Below are 24,638 nucleotides of genomic sequence, written 5' to 3'. Positions count from 1 at the left end.
TTTGCCTTTGCCGACATGAGAAAACAAAAAGGAGTTTGCAATGTCCGAAGCTGCGACAAAAATGGAATTTGGCGGCAAAACCCATGCGTCGACCGCGAAACTTGAATTCGGCGGCAAAACTCACGAACTCAAGGTGCGAAGCGGCTCGGTCGGACCTGACGTCATCGATATCGGCGCGCTTTACAGCACCACCGGGGCCTTCACCTACGATCCCGGCTTCACCTCGACGGCAAGTTGCGAGTCGGAAATCACCTTCATCGATGGCGATGCCGGCATCCTTTTGCATCGCGGTTATCCGATCGACCAGTTGGCCGAGCACGGCGACTTCCTCGAAGTCTGTTATCTCCTGCTCTACGGCGAACTGCCGACCAAGGCGCAGAAGGACGATTTCGACTACCGGGTCACGCGCCACACCATGGTGCACGAGCAGATGTCGCGCTTCTTCACCGGCTTTCGCCGCGACGCCCACCCGATGGCGGTGATGTGCGGCGTGGTCGGTGCGCTGTCAGCTTTCTATCACGATTCCACCGACATCTCGGACCCCTACCAGCGCATGGTCGCATCGATGCGGCTGATCGCCAAGATGCCGACGATCGCGGCGATGGCTTACAAATACCACATCGGCCAGCCATTCATTTACCCCAAGAACGAGCTGAATTTCGCGGCCAACTTCCTGCATATGTGCTTTGCCGTGCCGTGCGAGGAATACAAGATCAACCCGGTGCTGGCGCGTGCGATGGAGCGCATTTTCATCCTGCACGCCGATCACGAGCAGAACGCCTCGACCTCGACCGTTCGCCTCGCCGGCTCGTCCGGCGCCAATCCGTTCGCCTGCATCGCCGCCGGCATCGCCTGCCTGTGGGGACCGGCCCATGGCGGCGCCAACGAGGCAGCCTTGAACATGCTGGGCGAGATCGGCCAAGTCGACCACATCCCGGAATTCATCGCCCGCGCCAAGGATAAGAACGATCCGTTCCGATTGATGGGCTTTGGCCATCGCGTCTACAAAAACTACGATCCGCGCGCCAAGATCATGCAGAAGACCGCACATGAGGTTTTGGGCGAACTCGGCATCAAGGACGATCCGCTGCTCGACATCGCCATGGAACTGGAAAGGATTGCTCTGACCGATTCCTATTTCATCGAGAAGAAGCTTTATCCGAACGTCGATTTCTATTCCGGCATCACGCTGAAGGCGCTGGGCTTCCCCACCACCATGTTCACCGTGCTGTTCGCGGTCGCCCGCACCGTCGGCTGGATCGCGCAGTGGAAGGAGATGATCGAGGATCCGCACCAGAAGATAGGCCGCCCGCGCCAGCTCTATACAGGTGCGCCGGAACGCGACTACGTGCCGATTGCTAAACGGTGAATAGTGAATAGTGAATAGTGAATAGTGAATAGTGAATAGTGAATAGTGAAGCAGGGTCTCTTTGTGGCCTATGCTCAAGCACGATTTTGACCATTCACCATTCACTATTCACCACTTCACCATTCACCGCTTGATACACCTCATCACGACCCCTGCAGCGATGTCGCCAGACGGTCTGTCGACGGCCATGCGTCTGGCCACCTCGGCAAAACCGTCCTTCTGCCATGCGCGATAGGCGGTGTCGGAAAACAGCGCCTCCAACTGCCGCGCCAGATAGTGCGGTCGCACATATTCGTTGTAGCTTTCCGGCACGATCGGGCGGTCGGCGATGAGATTGGGCAAGGAGGCGCTCCATACGGTGACCAGGCGTTGGGCCATCCGCATGACCGGATCGAGCCGGTAGCAGGAGATCATCGGCACACCCGACAGCGCCAGTTCCAGCGACACCGTTCCCGATGCGATCAGCGCTGCGTCGGCCTTGCCGAAGGCCTGCCATTTGCGCTCGGGATCAAGGATGATCTCCGGCTTCTCGTCCCAGCTTGCCACCGAAGCCCTGACCAGGTCGGCGACATGCGGCACCGTCGGCAACAGCAGGCGCAAGCGGTGTCCGCGAGCACGCAGGATCGAGATCGTCTTGCCGAACGGGCCGGCCAGCCGTCGCACCTCGCCGCGACGCGAGCCGGGCAGCACAAGCAGTGTCTTCACACGATCGTCGGACAGGTCGCGCGGCAGGCTTTGCGCCTTGGCGGCGCCGAGCACGCCCGGATCGTGGGTAAGGCGATGGCCGACATAGGTGCCGGTCGGACCGCCGAGGCGGGCGAGTTCCCTCACTTCGAAAGGCAGGATGCAGAGGATGTGGTCGACATACGGTTTCATCGCCACCGCCCTGCCCGGCCGCCATGCCCAGACGCTCGGGCAGACATAGTGGACGATCGGGATTGCCGGATCGGCGGCACGCACCTTTTTCGCCACGCGCAGCGAAAAATCCGGGCTGTCTATGGTGATGAGGCAGTCCGGCTTTTCATTGGCGACCGCACCGGCCGTCTGGCTGATCCGTCGTATCAGGCGCGGCAGATCGCGCAGAATGGCGCTCAATCCCATCAGCGCGATCTCGCCGCCGTCGAACAGCGGCGTGAGGCCGAGCGCCTGCAAATGCCGGCCGCCGATGCCGACGAGCCGGACCTCGCGGCCGGTCACGCGCTTGAGCGCCTCTACGATGTCGGCGCCAAGCAGGTCGCCGGATTCCTCGCCGGCGACGATGGCGATCTTCAGCGGTCGCTCAGTCGCCATGCACCGGCTCCGCAGCAGGCAGGCCGATCACGAACAGGCCGAGCGCGTTGGCGCGAGCGACGACTGTCGGGCCTTCGAGAACCAGCGAGCGGCCGGCTTCGACGGCAATGCCGGCAAGTCCGGCGGCATGCGCCGCCTCGATCGTCTGCGGGCCGATGGAGGGCAGATCGGCGCGCAACTCCTGGCCAGGCTTGGCGCATTTGACCAGGACGCCGCGCGTTCTGCCGGCCAGCCTGCCATGGCCGCGCAACTGCCGTGTTCGATCGAGCAATCCGTCGGTACCCTCGATGCCTTCCAGCGCGATGGCGCGGCCGCCGATCGCAACAGCCGCCTGGCCGATATCCAGCGCGCCGATGGCCATTGCCGCTGCGTGGGCCGCTTTGATGTCGCGCCAGTCGGATTTCCGCGGCGCTGCCTTGGTCAGCGCGCCTTCGGCGGCGACTAGTTCCGGCACGATCTCATGGGCGCCGACCACCTTGATGCCGCTGCGCTCGACCCTTCGCACGAACAGTTTCAACACGGTGTCGTCGCCTTGGGTTACGCCGACAAGAAGGCTGGGCACCCAGGCGAGCAGGCCGAGATTGAGGCGCATGGCGCTCAGCCTGGGGCGGCGTGTGATATGGCCCGCTGTCACCAAATGGGTAACATGACTATTTTTGAGCGTCGGCAGCAGTGAGCCGACATCCTCCAGCCTCAACGTCGCCTGCTCATAGGCGTCGAAGTCGGCTATCCGGTCGACCTCGCCCGCCACTATTACCACGAAGGGAGACTTGCCTTGCCCAGCAAGCGCCTTGGCGACTTCGACCGGCAAACTGCCGCCGCCGGCGATGATGCCGACCCTGGCGTCTGGCGCGAGATCAAGGCCCGTCCGGGTGCCCTCAATCTTCGTCATCGGCATCGTCGCCGCCGCCAGCCTTGAGCGACGGGACGGCATAGTGCCGCTTACCGCGACTGGCGATGAAATCGATGATCTTCATGGCGGTCGGTGACGAGGCGAATTCCGCCTTGGCGAACTCGATGTTTTCGCCGACGGTTCGGGAGCGATCGAAGATCGTCTTGTAGGCCTTGCGCAGCGTGTGGATCTCGGAGCGCGGCAGGCCGGCGCGCTTCAGGCCGATGATGTTGAGGCCGCGAAGGCTGGCGCGATTGCCGACGGCGATGGCGTAGGGAATGACATCGCCGACGAATGCCGAGCAACCGCCGAGAAAGGCGTTGTCGCCGACGCGGACAAACTGATGAACGGCGCTGAGACCACCGATATAGACGTTGTCGCCGATCTCGCAATGGCCGCCCAACGTCGCCTGATTGGCGAAGGTGGCGTTCTTGCCGACGATGCAGTCATGGGCGATGTGGGCGTAGGCAAGGAAGTTGCCGTTGTCACCGATCGTCGTCTCGCCGCGGCTGGAATCGGTGCCGAGGTGCATGGTCACGCCTTCGCGGATCGTGCAGTTCTCGCCGACGACCAGCGTGGTGCGGCCGCCCTTGTGCTTGGTATTCTGCGGCGGCGCGCCCAGTGTCGCCATCGGATACACCTTGGTCGACGCACCGATGGTGGTCGCGCCCATCACCGAGATGTGGCTGACCAGTTCGACGCGGTCGCCGAGCACCGCGTCGGCGCTGATGTGGCAGAATGGCCCGATGCGGACGCCTTCGCCGATTTTTGCGCCGGCCTCGATGACCGACGATGGATGGATGACTGTCTGGATTTTCATAAGCATTCGATCGTCAGTCGCTCGCGACCATCATCGCCGAGATCTCGGCTTCCGCGGCCTTGACGCCGTCGACGAGAGCCTCGCAGGCGAATTTGAGAAGGTTGCCGCGTTTCTTGATTTTCTTCACATGGATCTTCAACTGGTCGCCGGGAACGACCGGTTTACGGAATTTGGCGTTGTCGATGGTCAGGAAATAGACCAGCGACGGTTTTTCGGTGCCTAGGCTGCGGATGCAGATGGCGCCGGCCGTCTGCGCCATCGCCTCGACGATCAGCACGCCGGGCATGACCGGCTGATCCGGGAAATGACCTTGGAAATGCGGCTCGTTTATGGTCACGTTCTTGATGCCGGTGGCGGACTCGTCGCCATCGATATCGATGATGCGGTCGATCATCAGGAACGGATAGCGATGCGGCAGGAGCTTCATCAGCCCCAATATGTCGACCGCCTCGAGCGTTGTCGCCGCAACCATCTCAGCTCTTCCCTCCGTCGCCCGATTTGCGCGCCCTGGCCAGTCTTCGCAGAGCTGCGATCTCCCGCATGGCTTCCGCCATCGGCTGCGCCGGGTACCCTCCCCAAATCTCGCCTGCGGGGACGTTGCTCATGAACCCGCTTCTTGCAGCAAGCTTGGCCCCTGTCCCTACCGTCAAGTGATCCGCAAGACCGACACCGCCACCCATGGTGACGTTGTCGCCCACCGTTACGGAACCGGAAATACCCGAAAGGCCGGCGATTATGCAATTGCGGCCGATGCGGACGTTATGAGCGATCTGGACCAGATTGTCGATCTTGGTGCCTTGACCGATAATCGTGTCGGACATGGCGCCGCGATCGACCGTGGTATTGGAGCCGATCTCGACGTCGTCCTGGATGACGACCCGGCCGATTTGCGGCACGCGCTCCGGACCCTTGGCGCCGGCCACGAAGCCAAAACCGTCCTGGCCGATGCGGGCGCCCCCATGAATGATGACGCGGTTGCCGATCAGCGCGTACTGGATGCTGGCGCCTGGGCCGACATAGCCGTCGCGGCCGAACTGGCAGGAGGGACCGATAACGGCATGAGGAGCAATGACGGTTCCGCTGCCGATAGAAGCGCGAGGGCCGATGATCGCGCCGGCCTCGACGATCGCGCCGGCCTCGACGCGCGCCGATGGATCGATATGGGCATGCGGCGAGATACCGATTTCGCCGGTCATCGGCGCCGGTGTCGCAGCCGCCGGGAAAAGCAGGCGGCCGACCATCGCGAAAGCCTGTTGCGGGCGCGGATGGATCAGAACCGCGATACCCGCCGGCGCTTTGCCGGCAAATTCGGCGGGGCATAGAACCGCCGCTGCTCGCAGCGATTGCATTAGCGCGAAGTTGCGTCTGCCATCGACAAAGACAAGAGCGTGCTCGCCGCCTTCGCTTGCCGGCGCCAAGGCTTCGATCGATCTATCGGAGAGGTCGGAATCGACAAGCACCGAGCCGGTCAGATTCGCGACTTCGCCAGCCGTATACCGGCGTGATGGCGCGAAGAACACCGGATCGGTCATTCCAGAAGCTATATCCAGCTAGCGCACGACCCCGAAAATCGGAATCGATTTTCGGAAAGGATAATGCGCAAAATCAAAGTCCTGCAGCGTCCTTTGCGCGTCCAGGAGGACACGCGGCGCCGTAGTGTCGAATTACTTTCTTCCGGACCGCTACGGCCCGGACGTATCGTTGCCCGCCGATCAGAACCGGGACGATATGCCGAAGTTGAATTCCTGCACGTCGTCGGTGTCCTCCTTGAGGACCGGGATCGCATAGTCGATGCGGATCGGGCCAAAAGGCGACGCCCACATCAAGCCGACGCCGGCCGAGGCACGCCATTCCATGCTGGTTGTCGATGGATCAACACCCGCCACATCGTTGCCATAAAGTGTCGCCGCATCGGCAAAGACCGCGCCGCGCAGGCCGAAGCTCTCCGGAATGATCGGCATCGGAAACTGAGCTTCCGCCGAGGCGTTGAAATAGGTGGTGCCGCCGAGATGGTCGTCAAAGCCCTGGTTGTCGACAGGACCGATGCCGCCATAGGCGAAGCCGCGGATCATGCGGTCGCTGCTCTGGAAATGATCGAAGATGCGCAGGTCGTCGTTGCCGAAGCCCTGGATATGGCCAGCCCCGCCCGAAATCAAACCAACCAGATCAAGCTGCTCCGACAACGTCTGATAGACGCTGCCGCGCGTTGTCACCTTGACGAATTTGGCGTCGCCGCCGAGGCCGGCGAATTCCGTGGTGACATTGGCGAAGATGCCTTCATGCGGGTTCTTCATGTCGTCGATGGTGTTGTAGACCAGGCCGAGACTGACCGACGACTTGAGCCACGGGCTTTCCGCAATGCCATTTAGGATAGCCGTAGAGACGGTGCAGCCAGGGAGATCGCAATCATCGTCGAGCTTGTACTTCTCCTGCGAGATATTATACGCCAGCTGCGTCGAGATGTCGTCGGTGATCGGCAGGCCGAAACGCACTGTCGCGCCTAGCGTCTCGCTCTTGTAGTCGTCGTATTCCCTGGTCCGGTTGAAGACATCGAAACCGGCGGCAATGCGCCGCCCGAGGAAATAGGGCTCGGTGAAGGAGAAGCTGTAGTCGCGCGAATTCTTGCCGCCGCCCGCCGAAAGCCTGATGAACTGGCCGCGTCCGAGGAAGTTGCGTTCGCTGATCGATCCTTCGATGGTCGGGCCTTCGGTGTCGCCACCGCTCGAATAGCCGGCGCCGACGGAGAACTCGCCGGTCGACTTCTCGACCACGTCGACCACCAGCACCACCTGGTCAGGCTCAGAGCCGGGCACGGTCGAAACCTCGACTTTCTCAAAAAAATCGAGCGCTTCCAGCCGTTTCTTCGCGCGCTGGATGAGAACCTGGTTGAATGCATCGCCCTCACTCACGTCGAATTCTCGGCGAATGACATAGTCGCGTGTCCGGTCGTTGCCGCGGATCTCGATGCGCTCGACATAGGCCTTGGTGCCCTGGTCGATCGTATAGACCACTGAAATGGTGTGGTTCTCGAAATTGCGGTCGCCGCGCGGCGTCACCTGGGCGAAGGGATAGCCGGAACCGGCGACCCTCTCGGTCAACGCAATGATGGTGTCTTCGACGTTCTCGGCGTTGTAGACATCGCCCTTGTGGGTTTCGACCACCGACTGCAGCGATGCGCCGTCGACTTCGGGAATCGTGCTCTCGACGCTGATGTCGCCGAAGGTGTAGCGCTCGCCCTCCTGCACGGTGATGGTCACCGTGTATTTATTGGTGGTTTCGTCGAGCTCGCCGACCGCGGAAATCACCTGGAAATCGGCATAGCCGTGATTGTAATAAAAACGGCGCAGCAATTCCTGGTCGGCGTTGAGCTTGTCTTCGTCATAGACGTCGTCGCGCAGCACGAACGAAAGGATGGTCGAGCGCTTGGTCGAAATGACATCGGACAGGCGACGGCTCGAGTAGGCGCTGTTGCCGACAAAATTGATCGCGGCGATCTGTGTGCGGCCGCCTTCGTTGATGTTGAACACCACGTTCACGCGGTTGTCGCCGAGATCCATGATCTGGGTGGTCACGGCGGCGTCGTCGCGGCCGATACGCCTGTAGGCGGCCTTGACCGCCTCGACATCGGCATCGAGCGCCTGCTGCGAGAACGTTCCACGCGGCTTCAACTGGACCGCGGCCGCCAGCGCGTTGTCCTTGAGCTTCTTGTTGCCCTGGAACAGCACCTGGTTCACGACCTGATATTCGGAAACCTTGATGACCAGCGTCGAACCGACCTGGTTGATCTGGACGTCCGAGAACAGCCCGGTGCCGAACAGCGCCTTGACCGCCTCGTCTATATCGGCGCTGGAAAACGGCCTGCCGGGCTTGATCGTGACGTAGTTGCGGATCGTCTCGGCGTCGACACGCTGATTGCCGCTGACTTCAACTCTTGAAACAACAGCGGCCTCGGCCGCCGATGTGGCAACGAACTGCACTGCGAGCGCACCTGGTACGACCAGGGCGGCGGACAGGGCCACCGCGGACGCGGCGCTCAGAAACTTGGATGCTGCCTTCATCGGGCTTTTGTACCTTTTCTCGAAGTCCCCACGGCGAGAAAACCGGACGTGCGGTAATTTCCCCTACCGTATTAACCGGATTTTCCCTACACGCAAGGCTCCTGGTTAATTTGTATTTACTTAACCCAATCGCGTGGCTTTCGCGTCACGCATATCCCCACGCATGGTAAACGGCGTCTCAACATTGGCTGTGCTGAAGCCAAATTTCTTCATGATTTCAGCATCCAAACAGGTCGTTCCAGAAAACGAACCCCATGAAGCCCAAGACGAGAAGCAGGCCAGCCCTGTAGCCCAACTCCATCATCCGTTCCGACACCGGTCGCCGAATGATGGCCTCCACGCCATAGAACAGGAGATGGCCGCCGTCGAGCGGAGGAATCGGCAAAAGGTTCAGAATACCGATCCCGACCGACAGCAGGGCGACAAGTTGCACAAGCCAGTCGAAGCCGAGTTTTGCCGCCTGCCCCGACATCTTTGCGATCTTGATTGGGCCGCCCAGCTGGCATTTGTCTTCGCGACCGACAACGAAACGCTGCAGGAACTGACCGGTGCGCTGAATGATGTATCCCGTCTCCTCGACCGCCGCCCCTACCGCTCCGACCGGGTTATAGGTGATCAGCCTGGGCTGGCCGAATTCCTGGTTGTTGACGACGCCGATCACCGCCACCTTGACCTTGTTGCCCAGCCCGTCTTGCTGCTCCATCAATTCCGGCGTCGCCGTAACGGTGATCTCCTTGCCGTCGCGCAGCATGACGAAGGTGATGGGATCGCCACCGCGGCCCGAGACCCGGCGCTGGACGTCGGCGAAGGTCTGGACCTTGCTGCCGTCGACGCTGACGAATCGGTCGCCGGGCAGGATGCCGGCCCTGGCCGCTGGGCTGCCCGCGGTGACTTCAGCCACCATTGGCTCCAGCACGGGCCGGCCATAGGCGGAAAACAGCACCGCAAAGACGGCGATCGTCAGCAGAAAATTGAACAGCGGGCCAGCCACAACAGTTGCCGCGCGCTTCCAGACCGGCTGCGTGTGAAAAGCGACCTTGCGCTCGGCAGCCGTCAGCGTTTCGATCTCCTCCGAACTGGGCTGGCTCGAGGTGGCGTTCATGTCGCCGACGAATTTGACGTAGCCGCCGAGTGGTATGGCGCAGAGTTTCCAGCGCGTGCCATGGCTGTCATTAAAGCCGAAGAGCTCCGGGCCGAAGCCGATCGAAAAGACTTTCACGCCGATGCCGCACCAGCGGCCGACGAGATAATGGCCCATCTCGTGAACGAACACGACGACGGTCAGCACGAACAGGAAAGGCACCAGCGTGCCGAGGACAAAGCCCTCCGTGCTGAAAACCGCGTGAAGAATCTCGTTCAATTCATGTCCTCAAAATTCGTCCGCAGCACGGTGGTACCGCGACTGTGGCATCAATCCAGGCGAATCCATGGCGCATCCTGCGCAGGTCAAGAAACCAGGCCCGGAATCGATGCCGATCAAGCTGGAAACAGCCCCTGTGCCGGATGGTCGGCGGTCGCCGAAATCCAGCCGATGACGTACAGGGCGAAAGCCGCCGCGACAAGCCCGTCGACCCGGTCCATGACGCCGCCATGGCCCGGTATCAGCGTGCCCGAATCCTTGCGGTTGTGGCGCCGCTTCACCCATGATTCGAAAAGGTCGCCGGCCTGGGAGACGAGCGAAAGCACCAGCGCGACGACGCCGAGCACTGCGAGATTGCCGGCTCCGGCCGCAGCGGCCAGAAGCAGCCCGGCAACCACGCCGCCGACGGCGCCGCCGAGCGCACCGCTCTGCGTCTTGCCGGGTGAGATCGACGGCGCCAGCTTCGGCCCGCCGACAGCGCGGCCGACGAAATAAGCTGCTATGTCGGTCGCCCAAACCACCGCGAACAGAAAGAGAATGGCGACGAGGCCCGAATGGTCGCCGTCGCGCAAAAGAGCAAGTGACAGTCCGGAAATGGCGGCATAGGCAAGGCCGGACGCGTCCCACTGTCCAGTTTGATGCATCGAAGTCTGGTGCATCGAAGCCACGACCACGGTGACAACGACCATCACCGCCACAAGAAGCAGCAGCCAAGACGCCGGCAGGCCGGCGACCAAGGCGCCGACGAAAACCAGAAGCAGTGCTTCCGGCAGAAGACCAAGACCCGTGGCGGCGACCGGGCGGCACATTCGCGTCCATTCGTAGAAGATCAGGATCGTCATGGCGGCGCAAAGCATTCGGAAGGGCAGTCCGCCTAGCCAGGTCAGGCCGAGCGTGACGATCGCAAGCACGACGGCAGAAATAACGCGAAGCTGGAGGTTGCTCATCCCTTGGCTGTCACGGCGACGCCTTCAGCGCTAAGCCCGCCGAAACGGCGCTCGCGACCGGCAAAGTCGCGCAATGCGTCAGCCAAATGCTCGCGGCTGAAATCGGGCCAGTAGCAAGGCAGGAAGACAAGTTCGCTGTAAGCCGCTTGCCACAGAAGGAAATTCGACAGCCTGAGCTCACCGCTGGTGCGGATGACCAGTTCCGGATCCGGAATACCCTGGGTGTCGAGAGAGCCGGCAAAGGATTCGGCCGTAATAGCCTCGCTGTCGAGCTCGCCGCGCGCCACCGCCGAGGCAAGCTTGCGCGCGGTGCGCACGATCTCGTCGCGTCCGCCATAGTTGAAAGCGATGACCAGGGTCAGCGCTTCGTTGCGGACGGTCAGCGTTTCGGCCTCTTCAAGCAGGCTCCTGATGTCAGGTTGTAGCCCTGCCCTGTCGCCGATGATCCTGACCCGCACGCCATTTTGGTGCAGTTCGGCGAGGTCGCGGCGGATGAAGATTTTCAACAGGCCCATCAGGTCGCTGACTTCGGACTTCGGCCGCGACCAGTTTTCCGACGAGAAGGCGTAGACGGTGAGGAACGAGATGCCAAGGCCAGGAGCGGCGCGCACCGTGTTGCGCAGCGCCTCGACGCCGGCACGATGCCCAGCAAGCCGTGGCAAGCCACGCGCCTTGGCCCAGCGTCCGTTTCCGTCCATGATGATTGCGACATGCGCGGGGCTTGTCATGTTCTCGCTTTCGAGCCAGCAGTGGCCAGACCCTAAACCTGCATGATTTCAGCTTCCTTATCGGAAAGCAGATGGTCGATGGTGCCGATCATCTCGTCGGTGAGCTTCTGGACCTGGTCGGACCGCTTGCGATGATCGTCCTCGCTGATATCGCCGTCCTTTTCCGCCTTTTTGAGGAATTCCATGCCGTCCCGGCGCACGTGGCGCACGGCGATGCGCGCATTCTCGGCATAACCATGCGAGATCTTGACCAACTCCTTGCGGCGCTGTTCGTTGAGCTCGGGCAGCGGAATCCTGAGATTGGTGCCGTCGACGATCGGATTGAAGCCGAGATTGGATTCACGGATGGCGCGATCGACCGCACCGACCATCGACTTGTCCCAGACCGAAACCGAAATCATGCGCGGCTCCGGCACCGACACGTTTGCCACCTGGTTGATCGGCATGGTGGTGCCGTAGGCCTGCACCTGGATCGCATCGAGCAGGTTGCTCGACGCGCGGCCGGTCCGCAGCGAAGCCAGATCGTGCTTGAACGCAGCGATCGCCCCGTCCATGCGCCGTTTGAGATCATCGTATTCGCCACTCATCATCGTCTCCTCGACCCGTTAGCCGGATTCACTTCAGGGTAACCCGTATTCAAGCCTCGATCCGAAAACCGGTTCCCGTTTTTCGCCTACGGAAAACCTTCGGTTCGGCATCGGGCTCCCGATCAGTCGTCCGTGACGACCGTGCAACGTCCGCCGCCCCTCAGAATATCACCGAAACCACCCTTCTCGTGGATCGAATAGACGATTATCGGGATGTTGTTTTCGCGCGCAAGTGCAATCGCGGCCGTATCCATGATCGAAAGACCGCGTTTTATGACTTCGCCATGGCTGATGCGCTCGAAGCGGGTCGCATGCGGGTCCTTCTTGGGATCGGCGGAATAGACGCCATCGACCTGGGTGCCCTTGAACAGCGCGTCGGCGCCGATTTCCGCCGCGCGCAGCGCCGCGGCCGAATCGGTGGTGAAGAACGGATTGCCGGTGCCGCCGGCAAAGATGACGACCTTGCCCTGGTTCATGTAGGCGGTCGCCTGGCGCTGCGAAAAGCTCTCGCAAAGCTCAGGCATGGCGATTGCAGACAGCACCACCGCGTCGACCCCGATCTTGTTCAACGAGGTGCGCAGCGCCAGCGAGTTGATGACGGTGGCGAGCATGCCCATGTGGTCGCCGGTGACGCGATCGCCGCCCTTGGAGGCAACGGCGACGCCGCGAAAGATGTTGCCGCCGCCAATGACAACCCCAACCTCGATGCCAAGGGTGCGGGCCTCGGCGATGTCGGCGGCGATGCGATCGACCACCGACACGTCGATGCCGAAATGCTGCTCACCCATCAGCGCTTCGCCCGACGCTTTCAGCAAGACACGTCGGTAGAGGGGCTTCACCGTCATCTGGTCCTCATCATTATGCGTGTGACGCGCCGGGGCGGCTTCCCGCGCAGGCGCTGCCCCCGAAACATTTGGCGTTCCGATACACGAAGGGCGCTGCGATGTCACGCGGCGCCGGAACCGGCAAACGCTCTTCCAGCCATTGGCTTACACCGGCAAATGCAACTTGTGCGTGCAGATCCTTGCATGAGCAGATCCGGGCATGAGCAGATAGCCAGCCGGCCTGTCGCCGACGCCTGGCCTTCATCGATACCGCGCAAGAAATCGGCCGGGCATCCTCGCGAACACCCGGCCGTAAAGTCTTTTCAGAAAGATAGAGTGCGTTTTACTTCTTGACCGCCGCCGCGACTTCCGCCGCAAAATCGGTCTCGTCCTTCTCGATGCCCTCGCCGAGCGCGAAGCGCAGATAGGCAGTGATCTTGGCCGGTGCGCCGATTTCCTTCTCGGCATCCTGCAGCGCCTTCTCGACGGTGATGTCGGGATTGAGCACGAAAGCCTGCTTGAGCAGCACGACCTCTTCGTAGAACTTGCGCAGGCGGCCCTCGACCATCTTCTCGATAATCGCTTCCGGCTTGCCGGACTGGCGCGCCTGGTCGGCGAAGATCGCCTTCTCGCGCTCGACCGCCGCCGGGTCGAGTTCTTCCGCGGTCAGCGCCATCGGGTTGGTGGCGGCGACATGCATGGCGACCTGACGCGCAAAGGCATTGGCGGCCTGCGCGTTGCCTGACGTCTCGATGGCGACCAGCACGCCGAGCTTACCAAGGCCGTCGGCAACCGCATTGTGGACGTAGGTTGCGACGGCGCCCTGCTCGACGGTGAGCTTCGCCGAACGGCGGAAGCCAAGATTCTCGCCAATGGTGCCGACAGCGTCCTTGATGGTGTCGGCAACCGACTTGTCGGAACCCGGATACGGGGCGGCTGCAACGGCCTCGGTCTTGCCGCCATAGGCGAGCGCCACCTTGGCGACATTGGCGACGATCTCCTGGAAGGCAGCGTTGCGGGCAACGAAATCGGTCTCGGAATTGACCTCGACGACCGCCGCCTCACGCACGCCGGAATCGACGCCGATGAGCCCTTCGGCCGCGGTACGGCCGGCCTTCTTGTCGGCCTTGGAGATGCCCTTCTTGCGCAGCCAGTCGACGGCCTCTTCCATGTTGCCGTTGGTCTCGTTCAACGCCATCTTGCAGTCCATCATGCCCGCGCCGGTCAAGTCGCGGAGTTCTTTGACCTGTGCAGCCGAAATGCTCATTGTCGCCTCTTCGTTTAAAATGCACCGACGCACCACCGGTCCTCGATGATGCGCCTGGCGCCAGCGCTCAGCGCGCCAAAATATGAGAAAGATGAAGGCCGAAACCGGCCTTCGCTGTTACGCTTCCGGTGTCTGGGCGGCCGGTGTCTCGGCGGCCGGCGTCGGCTCGAGTGCCGGCTCGATCGGAGCCTCGGCCAAAGCGCCGACGTCGACGCCAAGCGCGCCCTGCTGGCGAGCAATGCCGTCGATTGCAGCCTTGGCGATCAGATCACAATAGAGCTGGATGGCGCGGGCCGCGTCGTCATTGCCCGGAATCGGGAAATCGATCTTGTCCGGGTCGCAGTTGGAATCGATGATGGCGACGACCGGGATGCCGAGACGCTTGGCCTCGAGGATGGCGATCGCTTCCTTGTTGGTGTCGATCACGAACATCAGGTCTGGCGTCGAGCCCATGTCCTTGATGCCGCCCAGCGCCTTGTCGAGCTTCTCGCGCTCGCGGTCGAGGTTGAGGCGCTCCTTCTTGGTGAGCCCCTGGGCCTCGCCAGCCAGCATCTCGTCAAGCTTGCGCAGGCGCTGGATGGAGTTCGAGATCGTCTTCCAGTTGGTCATCATGCCGCCGAGCCAGCGGGAGTTGACATAGTACTGGGCCGAGCGCTGTGCGGCGTCGGCGACGATGTCGGACGCCTGGCGCTTGGTGCCGACGAACAGCACGCGGCCACCCTTGGCGACGGTGTCGGAAACCTGCTTCAGCGCCTGGTGCAGCAGCGGCACCGTCTGCGAGAGGTCGATGATGTGGATGTTGTTGCGGGCGCCATAGATATAGGGCGCCATCTTCGGGTTCCAGCGGTGGGTCTGGTGGCCGAAGTGAATGCCAGCTTCCAAAAGCTGGCGCATGCTGAAATCAGGCAGAGCCATTGTTATGTCCTTTTCCGGTTAGCCTCCACGGACACAGGCATTTCTGGACTTTGTCCTCGAACGCCACCGGAGGTTTCAGCCGGATTTCTCCCGGGCAGACACCAAAGTCCGTGTGTGGAATGAGCGCGCATATAGAGGGGATGCGCGGCAAACGCAAGCGCTGCGGTGTCTTGCAGCTCAGCGTGCGGCGATCAGCGCACCGGTGCCGATCATGGCGCCGCCGGCAAACCTGTTCATCAAGCGCATCCGCCTTGGCGTCTTGAACCAGCCCGAAGCCTGCCCGGCAAGCACCGCATAGACGCCCATAGTGATAATGTTGACGCCGATCACGACCGTAACCACGAGCAGCCCCTCAGCGAAGTTCATTGCATTGAGATCGAGGATCAACGGCATGATGGAGGCGTGGAACAGGATCGCCTTAGGATTGCCCAATGCGATGGAGATGCCGAGGTAAAACGATCGAGACAGTCTTGCCTGCGTAACCTCCAGTCCATTCGATCGCGCGGAAGCCGATCTCCACATCCTGACGCCAAGAAACATCAGATAGGCTGCACCCGCATATTTCAGGATGAGAAAAACCCATTCGAAGGTCTGTGCCAGTGCCACCAGACCGAGCAGCGCCAAAGTCACCAGCACCGCGTCGCCGGCGGCGATACCGAGGCCAGCCAGGAACGCGCGAACGAACCCGCGCGAAACGCCGTTGGCAATGACCGTGAATACCGCCGGGCCAGGCGTGGCGGCGGCGAATGTGATCGCAGCGCAGTAAGCCAGAAATGCCGTCAACGTCATGGTCGCATCTTCCCCTTCGGCACGCGGACCCGCCGGAAAACAGCAACGATCTCCTCGCGGCTGCATTGAACGGCGCCTAGCCGCACCGCACGGTCGCGCTCGAAGCCGGTTATGTCATAATGCGGCGCCGATGTCTTCGGCGGCCCCTGATAGGACGAGCGCTTGACGCCGAGCTGTGCTGCAAAACGATGCAGCTCGTCGGTGTCGTCGGCCAGCAGGTGACACCAGCGGTGGCCGACCCATTTCCAGATCGCCGCGTCGACATAGACCGCCATGAGGCTTGCCGCACTCCTTCATCTTGCGCCGACCAGCGGAGCCGCAGCCCACCCGCAGCCGAGATCCGACGTTAGCCATGCCAATGCTAGCGATGATAGAAGGGATTCGGATAGAAAATGAAGCTGCCGGCGGCTTCGAGTTCGGCCACGGTCGTGGTGATGGTTTCCTGCATGCGCCGGTGCAGTTCGGCGAGGGCATCGTCGATAGAGCCCGGAAAGGCGTGCAATCCCAACGGCTCCGGCACCCGGATATGCGCGCAGCGCGGCCCGGCCGGTTGCGGTACGAAGCAATTGACCGTGTCGCGCAGCGTGCCCTTGCAATAATCGTTGCGGATACGCTTCAGATGTTCTGCGATCTCCTCTTGCGCAATGCGCGGATTGGCTGAGGCCCACGGCCCGACGCGTTGGAGACGCTGGATCGTGTCCGCCAGCGAGCGGATCTGTTTTTGTCGCTCGGCGTCGCCGGTGCCTTCCCGCAGCCAGCGGCGCGCCCGGCGCAAAAGCTCGGCGATCTCGCTGGCGCCGGGATCGACCGAAATACCCTCCCCCAGGCGCCGGCTCAATTCGAGCAGCAATTGCTTGTGCCGCGTAGCATACGAAGCCCGTTCGTCGGGCGCCATGCCGCAGGCAATCTCATCGCGCGACAGCAGCGTCGCATAGATATGGTGGACGCGCTCCGGCAGCGTATCGGCGGCACGACGCTCAATCTTCAGGCTCTTCTCGACATAGGCGCATTCCTGCGCCAGCGCCGGCTCGACATTTTTGGTGAAGGCGAGCTTCCAGACAACCGGCGCGATCCAGACTTTGAAATCCTGATCCGTGACGCGACCGCGCTTGAGCGCTTCGAACCCCATCTCGACCGCGCCCGGAAGAAGCGGAGCGACGACATTGCCATGCCAGCCGACGCCGCCTTCGGGATGCAAGAGAACGCCATGCCCTTTCAGCGCCCAGGCGATCGAGTGTTCCTTGGCAGCGCCGCTGTTGCCGGGTATCTGGGCGATCAGATTGTTGGCCAGCCAGAATTTCTGCATGATCCGGCCGAGGCCGTTGACGACGCCATGCGTGGCCCAGGATGCCGCGAGCGGACTGACCCTCGAGACGATCTCCTTGTCGATCATCCAGTCGGTGAAGAATTCCGGATGGTTGGGCGTGATGAACGTTGCCTTGCCTGCGCCGCAACAGGCCTTCAGCCGCTGCCGGTCGTGGTCGCGAAAGTCGATATGGCGGACATTGGCGACACCGCGCAATCCGGCTACGCGGTTGAACGGCAACAGGTCGCGAAACCCGGGAATGCCACGCAGCATGACGACCCGGTTGACGACAGTCATGATCCTGATCAGCGCCGGATTGGGCGTCGGCGCCACGAACACATCGATTTTGCTCAACCCACCCCCCGATCGATCCCTCGGCGTAGAGGTTGAAATGCAATTGCGGCGTGTTCAAGTCATTCGCCGCCGCCTTGCGGGCGTGGCTAACCCAAGGCTCTATTTCGGCGGACAGGGTTTCGTCTGATCGAACAGCGAAAGATTGACCAGCTTGCCGGTCATCGAGAAGTCGTTGTAGTCCATGAGCAGATCGCGCGTGATGCCGTTCTCATGCAGCTTGAAGCTGATCCGGTATTCCGGGACCTCCTCGCCTGACTTGTCGGTGCTGTCGAAATAGGCGATGTCGACTGGCCAGTATTTGTCGGTGGCGAGTTTTGCTAGTGCCGGCACTTCCGGATCGGTCTTGTCGGCATCGGCTTTCTTGCCGACGACGACGGTGGTGGTCATTACCTTGTTGGCATCTTCCGAACCGTCGAACAGGTTGGTTTCGTAGAAATTTTCGCCCTTTTCGGCCTTGTCGATCAGTTCGGCCAGATGCTGCGTCGGAAACTGTGTGGCCGGCAGTTCGACGCTGCTCTTCTCCGGCTTGTCGATGTCGACCTTGAGGCCGTTTGTCTCCTTCGTCGCGGTGCCCTTGACCTCCTTGTCGAGAGTCTGGTCGACAAAGGATTTTGTCACGAACGAGAAGGTCTTGCCTTCGGCGTCCTCGAAAGTGGTCGTCTGCTGGTCGGTCAGCCTTGTATTCTCGTTGGTGACGATCTGGGTGACGAAACGGAACTTCACCGTATAGCCTTCGCAAGGCGAGCCGTTGAACTCATAGACCATGCGGCCGGAAATGCCGGTGATGCCGGAGCGGTCGGAGGCCTTGTCCAGGGTCAGATCGTAAACCGCGCGATGCGCCTGCAGCGCCGGTACGGCAAAAGCCGGCGCCATCGAGAACACCGCTGGCAGCAGGACAGCGTGGAATGCGAGGCGTGTTGCGCGCATGAGGGGCTCCGATCATCGCGCCTGATGGCAGGCCGCAGGGAAAGAGGGGTCCAGCTTAAAAAAAGTCGTGGCGGAAGCGAGGCAAAAATTGCAATTTCGGCCCGGCCTGCGCAGCGTCATCAAGCAATAGGGAAATACCATGAGTGAAACAATCGAAAAGCGGCTAAGCGATCTCGGCGTGACGCTTCCGGTCGCTGCCGCGCCCGCCGCCAACTACGTGCCCTATTGCAGGTCAGGCAATCTGCTGTTCATCGCCGGACAGCTGCCGCTCAGCGAGGGTAAGCTGCAGGCGAGCGGCCTGCTCGGCCGTGATGTCGACATCGCAACCGGCCAGGAAGCGGCAAAATACTGCGCGATCAACATATTGGCGCAGGCCAAGGCAGCACTTGGCGATCTCGAGAAAATCCGGCGCGTGGTGAAGATCACCGTCTTCGTCGCCTCGGCGCCGGATTTTTTCGAGCAGCACCTGGTTGCCAACGGCGCCTCGGATCTACTGGTTGCAGTGCTCGGCGATCCCGGCAAGCATGCTCGCGCCGCCGTCGGTGCCGCCTCCCTGCCGCTTAATGCCGCAGTGGAAATCGAAGCCATCTTCGAAGTCGAATGAGCCCGGCATGACCGACCTTTCCTGGCTGACCGCCCGACCCATTGCCCATCGCGGCCTCCACGACATGAACAAGACGCGCTGGGAGAACACGCTTTCCGCCTTTGCCGCTGCGGCTGAACGCGGCTATGCGATCGAATGCGATGTGCATCTGTCGTCAGACCGCATCCCGGTGATCATCCACGATGGCGATCTGAAGCGGCTGACCGGCCAGGACGGGTTCGTCTGGCAGCGCACGGCAGCAGAAATGACGGCCCTCAAGATCGGCGGCACATCAGATCGTCTGCCGACGCTGCAGCAGGCCCTCGACCTGGTCGATGGTCGCGTGCCGGTGGTCGTCGAGTTGAAAGGGGTTCCCGGCCGTGACGAAGGCTTGGTGGAAAGCGTCGGCAAGATGCTCAAAAACTACAAGGGCGAGGCGGCGATCATGTCGTTCGACCACTGGCTGATCCGCGACTTCCCAAAACACGCGCCCGGCATTCCGGGCGGGCTGACCGCTTATGGCAACGAAGTCAAGCTGATCGAGGCGCATTTCGCCATGCTGGCGCACGACATCGCCTTCGCCTCCTACGCCGCCGGCGACCTGCCGAACCAGTTTGTCAGTTTCGTGCGCGAAAGGCTCAAAATGCCGGTCATCACCTGGACCGTGCTCGACCAACCGGCGGTCGACCTGACCTTCAGATATGCCGACCAGATGACGTTCGAAGGATTTGAGCCGGATCTTGTGCAGGTCGCCTGAACCGAGCTTGCCTGAACTGAGCTTGCATGGACCGGCACGGAGCTTAAATAGGCCTCATGGATCAAGGCGATGAAGGCGACGGGCAAACGGCGAATGGAGCGTATGCGATCCGGGTTGCCTCCGGCATCGGAGCCTTCACCTGCGCCGAATGGGATGGCCTCGGCGGGACCTCACGTGGAGATACAGAAAACGGATACAACCCACTTGTTTCATTCACTTTTCTGAGCGCGCTTGAGGAGTCCGGCTGCGCCGTGCGGCGCACCGGCTGGCAGAGCCATCATCTCAGGCTCGAGACAGCGCAGGGAAAGCTGCTCGGCGCCATTCCCTGCTACCTGAAATCGCACAGCCAGGGCGAATATGTATTCGATCACGGCTGGTCGAACGCGTTCGAGCGCGCTGGCGGGCGTTACTATCCAAAACTGCAATGCGCCGTGCCGTTCACGCCGGTCACCGGCCCTCGCCTGCTGGTCAACAAGGGCGAGGACAGTCGCGCCGTGAAGGCCGGCCTGGCAGCCGGCCTGAAGGCGGTGACGGAAAAACTCGGCGTTTCCTCCGCGCATGTGACTTTCGCGCAGCTGAGGGATGTCGAAGCGCTGGAAGCGGCGGGTTTTTTGCACCGCACCGACCAGCAGTTCCACTTCTTCAATGAGGGTTATTCGACCTACGACGATTTTCTCGCCACGCTGGCATCGCGCAAGCGCAAGGCGATGAGGAAGGAGCGGCGCGAGGCGCTCGCTCACGGCATCTCGATCGACTGGCTGACCGGCAAGGACCTGACCGAAAGGGTCTGGGACGACTTCTTTGCCTTCTACATGGATACCGGGAGCAGGAAATGGGGGCGGCCCTATCTCACCCGCGCGTTTTTCTCGATGATCGGCGAGCGCATGGCCGACGACATCCTGCTGGTGATGGCCAAGCGCAATGGACGCTACATTGCCGGTGCCATCAATTTCATCGGTTCCGATGCGCTCTACGGGCGCAACTGGGGCTGCATCGAGGACCACCCCTTCCTGCATTTCGAGGTCTGCTATCACCAGGCGATCGACTTCGCCATCGACCGTAAGCTGAAGGTGGTCGAAGCCGGCGCACAAGGCGAGCACAAGCTGGCGCGCGGCTACAGGCCGGTGACCACGCATTCGGCGCATTACATTGCGCATCCCGGCTTGCGTAACGCGGTCGCCGACTATCTCAGGCGCGAGCGCCGCGAAGTGGAGCGGATGGCCGGCTATCTCGAAGAGCACACCCCCTTCCGCAAGGATCTGGCGGACGATTAGAGCGACGTGCGTCCAATTGGACGCACAAAGTACGCTCGAAAGCATCGTACTCTCCGAAGATCGATTCCGATTGTCGGGTCGATGCGGTAGGAGCAAGGCACAATCCGGAGCGCACGCCATGGCCGAACAAACCACCTACGACAGCAACAATATCTTCGCGAAAATCCTGCGCGGTGAAATCCCGTCGCATCGCGTCTATAAAGATGACGCGGTTGTCGCCTTCATGGATGTGATGCCGCAAGGTCCGGGTCATACGCTGGTTGTGCCGACGGCGCCGTCGCGCAACCTGCTTGACGCGGATCCGGCAACATTCGGCCCACTCTTTGCCGTCGTGCAAAAGGTGGCGGTGGCGGTGAAGAAGGCCTTCGGCGCCGATGGCGTCACCATCCTGCAGTTCAACGAGCCCGCTTCGGGCCAGACCGTCTACCACCTCCATGTCCACGTCATTCCACGCTTCGAGGGCATCCCTTTGAAGCCGCATAGTGGGCAGATGGAGAAGCCGGAAGTGTTGGCTGAGAATGCTGGCAAGATACGGACGGCGCTGACAAACTGATGCCGGGCGTCGCACGTCCGGCCTCCACCAGCCCCTCGAAGCAAAAAAGCCCCGTTTCCGGGGCTTTTTTAGCTTTCAGGCCATCATCCCTTGCGGGGCAGTTGCGGCACCAGGCTGCGCTTGCTGCCATCCTTGCCCTTGGGCTCCGCCTTCTGCGCGACCGCCTTTTTCGCAGCCGGCTTCTTGCCGGCAGCTTTCCTGGGCTTCGGCGTGTCGTCCGGTTCTTCCTTTTTCGGCCTGACCGGCGCCTCGTCGGCGAGTGACTCGAGCTTCAGCCCGGTTTCGCCGGTCTCTTTCTTGTCGACGGTGACACGCACCGTGCCGCCCTTCTTGAGCTTGCCGAACAGCACCTCGTCGGCCAGCGGCTTCTTGATGTGCTCCTGGATGACGCGGCCGAGCGGCCGTGCTCCCATGCGCTCGTCATAGCCCTTCTCGGCCAGCCAGGCGATCGCCTCCTGCGACAGGTCGAAGGTGACGCCACGCTCGGAGAGCTGGGCCTCGAGCTGCATGACGAACTTCTGCACCACCTGGTGGATGACCGGCACCGGCAGCGAGCCGAACGGGATGATCGCATCGAGACGGTTGCGGAACTCCGGCGTGAACAGCCGGTTGATCGCCTCGACATCGTCGCCTTCGCGCTTGGTCGAGCCGAAACCGATCGCCGCGCGCTGCGCATCCGAGGCGCCCGCATTGGTGGTCATGATCAGGATGACATTGCGGAAGTCGATCTGCTTGCCGTTGTGGTCGGTCAGCTTGCCATGGTCCATGACCTGCAACAGGATGTTGAACAGATCCGGATGCGCCTTCTCGACCTCGTCCAGCAACAGCACGCAATGCGGATGCTGGTCGACGCCGTCGGTCAACAGGCCGCCCTGGTCGAAGCCGACATAGCCGGGAGGCGCACCGATCAGCCGTGAGACGGTGTGGCGTTCCATATATTCGGACATGTCAAAGCGGATCAGCTCGACACCGAGCGAGGCCGCGAGCTGCTTTGCCACTTCGGTCTTGCCGACGCCGGTCGGCCCCGAGAACAGGTAGGAGCCGATCGGCTTCTCCGGTTCGCGCAGGCCGGCCCGCGCCAGCTTGATCGCCGAGGTCAAAGCCGTGATCGCGGTGTCCTGACCGTAGACGACGCGCTTCAGCTCGATGTCGAGACCGGCCAGCACCTTCTCGTCGTCGGCGGAAACCGTCTTCGGCGGAATGCGGGCGATGGTGGCGATCGTCGCTTCGATCTCCTTGATGCCGATGGTCTTCTTGCGCTTGGCCTCCGGCACCAGCATTTGCGAGGCGCCGGTCTCGTCGATCACGTCGATCGCTTTGTCCGGCAGCTTGCGGTCGTTGATGTAGCGCGCCGACAGTTCGACCGAAGCCTTGATCGCTTCAGCCGTGTAGCGAACCTTGTGGAACTCCTCGAAATACGGCTTGAGACCCTTCATGATCTCGATGGCGTCCTCGATGGTCGGTTCGTTGACGTCGATCTTCTGGAAGCGCCGCACCAAGGCGCGGTCCTTCTCGAAGAACTGGCGGAACTCCTTGTAGGTGGTCGAGCCGATGCAGCGGATCGTTCCGGACGACAGCGCCGGCTTCAACAGGTTCGACGCATCCATGGCGCCGCCAGACGTCGCCCCTGCCCCGATCACGGTGTGGATCTCGTCGATGAACAGAACCGCGCCCGGATAATCCTCGAGCTCCTTGACGACCTGCTTCAGCCGCTCCTCGAAATCACCGCGATAGCGGGTGCCGGCCAGCAATGTCCCCATGTCGAGCGCGAAGATGGTGGCGTTGTGCAGCACTTCCGGCACGTCGCCCTCGACGATGCGCTTGGCGAGGCCCTCGGCGATCGCCGTCTTGCCGACGCCGGGGTCGCCGACATAGAGCGGATTGTTCTTGGAGCGGCGGCACAGCACCTGGATGGTGCGGTTGATCTCGGACTCGCGGCCGATCAGCGGATCGATCTTGCCGGCCTTGGCCTTGTTGTTCAGATTGACGCAATAGGCGGTCAGCGCGTCCTGCTGCTGCTTTTTCTTGCCGCTGTCCTCTTGCGGCTCGGCGCCGCTCTGGCCCTGCTCGTCATCGGCGCCACGCGGCGACCGCGTCTCGGACGCGCCGGGCCGCTTGGCGATGCCATGCGAGATGTAGTTGACCGCGTCGTAGCGGGTCATCTGCTGTTCTTGCAGGAAATAGGCGGCATGGCTCTCGCGCTCGGCGAAGATGGCAACGAGCACGTTGGCGCCGGAGACTTCCTCGCGGCCGGACGACTGCACATGGATCACCGCGCGCTGGATGACGCGCTGGAAACCGGCCGTCGGCTTGGAATCCTCGTCATAGCCGGTAACGAGATTGTCAAGCTCGGTATCGATGTAGGTGAGAACCGTGTGCTTCAACTCGTCGAGATCGACGTTGCAGGCGCGCATGACCGCGGCCGCCTCGGTGTCGTCGATGAGCGCGAGCAGCAAATGCTCAAGGGTTGCGTATTCGTGGTGCCGCTCATTGGCGAGCGTCAGCGCCTGGTGAAGCGCCTTTTCCAGGCCTTGGGAGAAAGCCGGCATGTTACCTCACTTCTTCTCCATCACGCATTGCAGCGGATGCTGATTCTGTCGGGCGAAATCCATGACCTGAGACACTTTGGTCTCGGCCACCTCGAATGTATAGACCCCGCACTCGCCCACTCCATGATTGTGAACATGAAGCATGATGCGTGTGGCGGCTTCACGGTCCTTCTGGAAAAAGCGCTCCAGCACGTGAACCACGAATTCCATGGGTGTGTAGTCGTCGTTGAGAATGAGGACCCGATAAAGGCTAGGCTTCTTGGTCTTGGTTTTGGTGCGCGTGATGACGGCCGTGCCGCGACCGGTCTCGTTGCCGTCGCTGCCGTTTTGCATCCGCACCACATCTGTTGTGGCAGTCAAACCTGTCGTCACGTAACCCTGCCTTTTCGAATCCCCATATGAGTTCGACATGTAGGTCTTCGATGAACGATTTTAAGCCCTTCTGTTTAGCTGACAATATGGCTAGGTGGCCAAACTTGACCGATTTTT

24 protein-coding genes are annotated in these 24,638 nt (G+C 61.7%); 5 read left to right on the top strand and 19 right to left on the bottom strand.

Translation table 11 applies throughout. The annotated features are described in order from the left end of the window. The first annotated feature begins 40 nt into the window (after nt 1-40). Complete coding sequence (gene gltA / locus AC0L2C_RS08680) at nt 41-1,369, top strand: citrate synthase (protein ID WP_031255684.1); 1,329 nt, start codon at nt 41-43, stop codon at nt 1,367-1,369. Nucleotides 1,370-1,492: 123 nt separating this feature from the next. Here the strand turns inward: gltA and lpxB are convergent, their stop codons facing one another. The 17 genes from lpxB to AC0L2C_RS08595 all read right to left on the bottom strand — a co-directional run bounded on the left by lpxB (nt 1,493) and on the right by AC0L2C_RS08595 (nt 18,433). Continuing rightward, nucleotides 1,493-2,659: a lipid-A-disaccharide synthase gene (gene lpxB, locus AC0L2C_RS08675; RefSeq protein ID WP_128168157.1), complete on the bottom strand. Its 1,167-nt coding sequence runs from the start codon at nt 2,657-2,659 to the stop codon at nt 1,493-1,495. Further along, nucleotides 2,649-3,551 (bottom strand): LpxI family protein, encoded by a 903-nt coding sequence (locus AC0L2C_RS08670; RefSeq protein ID WP_128244898.1) that lies wholly within the window; start codon nt 3,549-3,551, stop codon nt 2,649-2,651. Before AC0L2C_RS08670 ends, lpxB begins: the two co-directional genes overlap by 11 nt. Continuing rightward, nucleotides 3,538-4,371 (bottom strand): acyl-ACP--UDP-N-acetylglucosamine O-acyltransferase, encoded by an 834-nt coding sequence (gene lpxA, locus AC0L2C_RS08665; protein ID WP_023801229.1) that lies wholly within the window; start codon nt 4,369-4,371, stop codon nt 3,538-3,540. Before lpxA ends, AC0L2C_RS08670 begins: the two co-directional genes overlap by 14 nt. Before the next feature lie 13 nt (nt 4,372-4,384). Further along, nucleotides 4,385-4,843 carry a 3-hydroxyacyl-ACP dehydratase FabZ gene (fabZ, locus tag AC0L2C_RS08660; protein ID WP_023801228.1) on the bottom strand — a complete coding sequence of 153 codons (459 nt, stop codon included), beginning with the start codon at nt 4,841-4,843 and terminating at the stop codon, nt 4,385-4,387. A gap of 1 nt (nt 4,844) precedes the next feature. Continuing rightward, on the bottom strand, nt 4,845-5,903 hold the full coding sequence (lpxD, locus tag AC0L2C_RS08655) for a UDP-3-O-(3-hydroxymyristoyl)glucosamine N-acyltransferase (RefSeq protein ID WP_473523168.1): 1,059 nt from the start codon (nt 5,901-5,903) through the stop codon (nt 4,845-4,847). 180 nt (nt 5,904-6,083) lie between these two features. Beyond that, nucleotides 6,084-8,429, bottom strand: coding sequence for an outer membrane protein assembly factor BamA (gene bamA / locus AC0L2C_RS08650; protein ID WP_023801226.1), 2,346 nt, complete (start codon nt 8,427-8,429; stop codon nt 6,084-6,086). A 217-nt stretch (nt 8,430-8,646) separates the two neighbouring features. Continuing rightward, the gene (gene rseP / locus AC0L2C_RS08645; RefSeq protein ID WP_023801225.1) at nt 8,647-9,789 is read right to left on the bottom strand and encodes an RIP metalloprotease RseP; all 1,143 of its coding nucleotides are present in this window, start codon (nt 9,787-9,789) and stop codon (nt 8,647-8,649) included. A gap of 116 nt (nt 9,790-9,905) precedes the next feature. Further along, the gene (locus AC0L2C_RS08640; protein ID WP_128244896.1) at nt 9,906-10,736 is read right to left on the bottom strand and encodes a phosphatidate cytidylyltransferase; all 831 of its coding nucleotides are present in this window, start codon (nt 10,734-10,736) and stop codon (nt 9,906-9,908) included. Continuing rightward, nucleotides 10,733-11,464 (bottom strand): isoprenyl transferase, encoded by a 732-nt coding sequence (locus AC0L2C_RS08635; protein WP_287176414.1) that lies wholly within the window; start codon nt 11,462-11,464, stop codon nt 10,733-10,735. The genes AC0L2C_RS08640 and AC0L2C_RS08635 overlap by 4 nt, the downstream gene beginning before the upstream one ends. 32 nt (nt 11,465-11,496) lie before the next feature. After that, a complete protein-coding gene (gene frr, locus AC0L2C_RS08630) occupies nt 11,497-12,051 on the bottom strand; it encodes a ribosome recycling factor (protein WP_077384157.1) in 555 nt (184 codons plus the stop codon). Nucleotides 12,052-12,173: 122 nt separating this feature from the next. Next, nucleotides 12,174-12,896: a UMP kinase gene (gene pyrH / locus AC0L2C_RS08625; protein ID WP_023801221.1), complete on the bottom strand. Its 723-nt coding sequence runs from the start codon at nt 12,894-12,896 to the stop codon at nt 12,174-12,176. A 322-nt stretch (nt 12,897-13,218) separates the two neighbouring features. Next, the gene (gene tsf / locus AC0L2C_RS08620) at nt 13,219-14,142 is read right to left on the bottom strand and encodes a translation elongation factor Ts (RefSeq protein WP_023801220.1); all 924 of its coding nucleotides are present in this window, start codon (nt 14,140-14,142) and stop codon (nt 13,219-13,221) included. A 117-nt stretch (nt 14,143-14,259) separates the two neighbouring features. After that, complete coding sequence (rpsB, locus tag AC0L2C_RS08615; protein WP_027151898.1) at nt 14,260-15,057, bottom strand: 30S ribosomal protein S2; 798 nt, start codon at nt 15,055-15,057, stop codon at nt 14,260-14,262. Between the two features lie 177 nt (nt 15,058-15,234). Beyond that, a complete protein-coding gene (locus AC0L2C_RS08610; protein WP_287174260.1) occupies nt 15,235-15,846 on the bottom strand; it encodes a LysE family translocator in 612 nt (203 codons plus the stop codon). Then, nucleotides 15,843-16,121, bottom strand: a complete 279-nt coding sequence (locus tag AC0L2C_RS08605) for a DUF4031 domain-containing protein (protein ID WP_128244892.1) — start codon at nt 16,119-16,121, stop codon at nt 15,843-15,845. The genes AC0L2C_RS08610 and AC0L2C_RS08605 overlap by 4 nt, the downstream gene beginning before the upstream one ends. Nucleotides 16,122-16,207: 86 nt before the next feature. Then, nucleotides 16,208-17,506 carry a hypothetical protein gene (locus AC0L2C_RS08600; protein WP_287238153.1) on the bottom strand — a complete coding sequence of 433 codons (1,299 nt, stop codon included), beginning with the start codon at nt 17,504-17,506 and terminating at the stop codon, nt 16,208-16,210. 99 nt (nt 17,507-17,605) lie between these two features. Continuing rightward, on the bottom strand, nt 17,606-18,433 hold the full coding sequence (locus AC0L2C_RS08595; protein ID WP_023801218.1) for a cell envelope integrity EipB family protein: 828 nt from the start codon (nt 18,431-18,433) through the stop codon (nt 17,606-17,608). Nucleotides 18,434-18,572: 139 nt separating this feature from the next. On the opposite strand from AC0L2C_RS08595, the gene AC0L2C_RS08590 reads away from it, so the two are divergent. The 4 genes from AC0L2C_RS08590 to AC0L2C_RS08575 all read left to right on the top strand — a co-directional run bounded on the left by AC0L2C_RS08590 (nt 18,573) and on the right by AC0L2C_RS08575 (nt 21,600). Further along, the gene (locus AC0L2C_RS08590) at nt 18,573-19,037 is read left to right on the top strand and encodes a RidA family protein (protein WP_287069769.1); all 465 of its coding nucleotides are present in this window, start codon (nt 18,573-18,575) and stop codon (nt 19,035-19,037) included. A 7-nt stretch (nt 19,038-19,044) separates the two neighbouring features. Then, entirely contained in the window at nt 19,045-19,773 is a 729-nt protein-coding gene (locus tag AC0L2C_RS08585; RefSeq protein ID WP_473523167.1) for a glycerophosphodiester phosphodiesterase, read from the top strand. A 56-nt stretch (nt 19,774-19,829) separates the two neighbouring features. After that, nucleotides 19,830-21,047 carry a GNAT family N-acetyltransferase gene (locus tag AC0L2C_RS08580; protein WP_473523166.1) on the top strand — a complete coding sequence of 406 codons (1,218 nt, stop codon included), beginning with the start codon at nt 19,830-19,832 and terminating at the stop codon, nt 21,045-21,047. Between the two features lie 118 nt (nt 21,048-21,165). Further along, entirely contained in the window at nt 21,166-21,600 is a 435-nt protein-coding gene (locus AC0L2C_RS08575) for an HIT family protein (protein WP_473523165.1), read from the top strand. An 83-nt stretch (nt 21,601-21,683) separates the two neighbouring features. Here AC0L2C_RS08575 and clpA read toward each other — a convergent pair whose 3' ends face one another. Together clpA and clpS are read right to left on the bottom strand one after the other, a co-directional pair. Then, nucleotides 21,684-24,149, bottom strand: a complete 2,466-nt coding sequence (gene clpA / locus AC0L2C_RS08570) for an ATP-dependent Clp protease ATP-binding subunit ClpA (RefSeq protein WP_473523164.1) — start codon at nt 24,147-24,149, stop codon at nt 21,684-21,686. Between the two features lie 6 nt (nt 24,150-24,155). Continuing rightward, complete coding sequence (clpS, locus tag AC0L2C_RS08565) at nt 24,156-24,482, bottom strand: ATP-dependent Clp protease adapter ClpS (protein ID WP_023801212.1); 327 nt, start codon at nt 24,480-24,482, stop codon at nt 24,156-24,158. Nucleotides 24,483-24,638: the final 156 nt, after the last annotated feature.

The sequence above is a fragment of the Mesorhizobium sp. WSM4845 genome (genome assembly GCF_055811455.1).
This window is presented reverse-complemented; position numbering and strand designations above follow the sequence as displayed.

Excerpts from the sequence above, each read along its gene's own strand:
- gltA (WP_031255684.1), top strand. The coding sequence starts at position 41 with ATGTCCGAAGCTGCGACAAAAATGGAATTTGGCGGCAAAACCCATGCG.
- lpxB (WP_128168157.1), bottom strand. The coding sequence starts at position 2,659 with ATGGCGACTGAGCGACCGCTGAAGATCGCCATCGTCGCCGGCGAGGAA.
- AC0L2C_RS08670 (WP_128244898.1), bottom strand. The coding sequence starts at position 3,551 with ATGACGAAGATTGAGGGCACCCGGACGGGCCTTGATCTCGCGCCAGAC.
- lpxA (WP_023801229.1), bottom strand. The coding sequence starts at position 4,371 with ATGAAAATCCAGACAGTCATCCATCCATCGTCGGTCATCGAGGCCGGC.
- fabZ (WP_023801228.1), bottom strand. The coding sequence starts at position 4,843 with ATGGTTGCGGCGACAACGCTCGAGGCGGTCGACATATTGGGGCTGATG.
- lpxD (WP_473523168.1), bottom strand. The coding sequence starts at position 5,903 with ATGACCGATCCGGTGTTCTTCGCGCCATCACGCCGGTATACGGCTGGC.
- bamA (WP_023801226.1), bottom strand. The coding sequence starts at position 8,429 with ATGAAGGCAGCATCCAAGTTTCTGAGCGCCGCGTCCGCGGTGGCCCTG.
- AC0L2C_RS08640 (WP_128244896.1), bottom strand. The coding sequence starts at position 10,736 with ATGAGCAACCTCCAGCTTCGCGTTATTTCTGCCGTCGTGCTTGCGATC.
- AC0L2C_RS08635 (WP_287176414.1), bottom strand. The coding sequence starts at position 11,464 with ATGACAAGCCCCGCGCATGTCGCAATCATCATGGACGGAAACGGACGC.
- frr (WP_077384157.1), bottom strand. The coding sequence starts at position 12,051 with ATGAGTGGCGAATACGATGATCTCAAACGGCGCATGGACGGGGCGATC.
- pyrH (WP_023801221.1), bottom strand. The coding sequence starts at position 12,896 with ATGACGGTGAAGCCCCTCTACCGACGTGTCTTGCTGAAAGCGTCGGGC.
- tsf (WP_023801220.1), bottom strand. The coding sequence starts at position 14,142 with ATGAGCATTTCGGCTGCACAGGTCAAAGAACTCCGCGACTTGACCGGC.
- rpsB (WP_027151898.1), bottom strand. The coding sequence starts at position 15,057 with ATGGCTCTGCCTGATTTCAGCATGCGCCAGCTTTTGGAAGCTGGCATT.
- AC0L2C_RS08610 (WP_287174260.1), bottom strand. The coding sequence starts at position 15,846 with ATGACGTTGACGGCATTTCTGGCTTACTGCGCTGCGATCACATTCGCC.
- AC0L2C_RS08605 (WP_128244892.1), bottom strand. The coding sequence starts at position 16,121 with ATGGCGGTCTATGTCGACGCGGCGATCTGGAAATGGGTCGGCCACCGC.
- AC0L2C_RS08595 (WP_023801218.1), bottom strand. The coding sequence starts at position 18,433 with ATGCGCGCAACACGCCTCGCATTCCACGCTGTCCTGCTGCCAGCGGTG.
- AC0L2C_RS08590 (WP_287069769.1), top strand. The coding sequence starts at position 18,573 with ATGAGTGAAACAATCGAAAAGCGGCTAAGCGATCTCGGCGTGACGCTT.
- AC0L2C_RS08585 (WP_473523167.1), top strand. The coding sequence starts at position 19,045 with ATGACCGACCTTTCCTGGCTGACCGCCCGACCCATTGCCCATCGCGGC.
- AC0L2C_RS08580 (WP_473523166.1), top strand. The coding sequence starts at position 19,830 with ATGGATCAAGGCGATGAAGGCGACGGGCAAACGGCGAATGGAGCGTAT.
- AC0L2C_RS08575 (WP_473523165.1), top strand. The coding sequence starts at position 21,166 with ATGGCCGAACAAACCACCTACGACAGCAACAATATCTTCGCGAAAATC.
- clpA (WP_473523164.1), bottom strand. The coding sequence starts at position 24,149 with ATGCCGGCTTTCTCCCAAGGCCTGGAAAAGGCGCTTCACCAGGCGCTG.
- clpS (WP_023801212.1), bottom strand. The coding sequence starts at position 24,482 with ATGCAAAACGGCAGCGACGGCAACGAGACCGGTCGCGGCACGGCCGTC.